This is a genomic window from Bacillus sp. JJ722 (genome assembly GCF_036963345.1).
In the GTDB taxonomy this organism is placed as follows: domain Bacteria; phylum Bacillota; class Bacilli; order Bacillales; family DSM-1321; genus Bacillus_AD.
Genome location: NZ_JBALMO010000417.1, coordinates 597 through 1,917, shown reverse-complemented (window position 1 = coordinate 1,917; position 1,321 = coordinate 597). Strand labels below are relative to the sequence as shown.

Here is a 1,321-nt window from a genome sequence, read left to right as displayed (position 1 = left end):
CTTAGAAATAGTATGTTTTCATAAAAAGTTCACAAAGGTTTAATTAGAAACCAAAGATAAAAACCCTTATTTTCATGGACTTATTCACTTCTCTTCTAAAATTAAGTGAAATAAAAGTGAATAATATTTTTCGTATTTTTCTCAATTAAAAAGTTACAAATGATAATAATCCTAAAAAGTAGAGTACTTTCTTTTTGGGAGGGAAAGTTCATATAAATGGATCAACCTAATAGAATGAATACTATGACTATTTAAGAAGGAAATGAAAAATCCTGATTGATACAAAATGCATAATTTCAGTTATTAACCGTTCAAACAGAATTATATTTATTACTACTGGAAATAGAATCACTACAGATTTTAATAAGGTTTAATTAACATCTCCAAGATAAACAGGAGCTTTTTCTTTATTGAAATATTTAACAATATATTTTCTTATCTCTTTCGGATAAAGTCTGTATTGCAACAAATCATTTACATGTACCCATTTTATCCCTACTTGATGACTATCAGGGTTAATTGGATCAATTTGGTTACTTTCATTATATTTCAGTTCACAAATAAAATAGTATTCAACCTGATGAACATCATAATCAAACGGTGAGTATTCATGATTCTTCCCTATATACTCTCGTATGTGTAGGAGATTTCCAATCTCTATATGAAATCCAACCTCCTCGATACATTCTCTTTTTAAGGCATCATGAAGCGTTTCACCATGTTCTTGACCACCACCTGGACAAAGATAAAAGAAACCTTCTTTATCTTGATTTTTTGTAAGTAATACCTTATCACTATTTATTATAATTGCTTTTGCTGAATTTCTAATGTTCATTAGGCCCCTCCTAATCACCCTATTTTACATACATCAATTTCAATCAAATATTTATTAATGTAACCTGCAACCCTAGTTATTCCACCTGATATTTGAAGAAAATCTTAAACTATCACGAAGGAATTACAACAGCGTTACAAGCTCTCAGTCCCTATCGTCTATTCCCCCTTAATTATAGATTTTGATCATAATGAACTATCACTTTAATACTCCCCTTTATTTTTTTGATATAATAATTTATATACCATATTAAAAGGAGCTACCGATGAGAATTGATTTAGTACTAGTAATTATATTTATGCTAGGTATTTTGAGTTTTGGCGAAAGTCTATATAAATATTCCTTTCACGCAAAGAAGAAAGTGTTTATATATATCAGTATTTTGTGTTTATTTATTTCATTCTGTATATATTTTTTTGCTCGATTTTTGTCATTATAGTAAACTAAATCAACCTTGTTTCCCTTTATATTTACAAGCTGATTAAT

At 28.2% G+C, this 1,321-nt stretch carries 1 protein-coding gene; it reads right to left on the bottom strand.

Annotation, left to right across the window (positions count from 1 at the left end; genetic code table 11):
• Positions 1–370 precede the first annotated feature (370 nt).
• Positions 371–835: an NUDIX domain-containing protein gene (locus V7014_RS26980; protein ID WP_335512185.1), complete on the bottom strand. Its 465-nt coding sequence runs from the start codon at positions 833–835 to the stop codon at positions 371–373.
• Positions 836–1,321 lie beyond the last annotated feature (486 nt).

Coding starts and splice junctions, on each gene's coding strand:
- V7014_RS26980 (WP_335512185.1), bottom strand. CDS start 835: ATGAACATTAGAAATTCAGCAAAAGCAATTATAATAAATAGTGATAAG.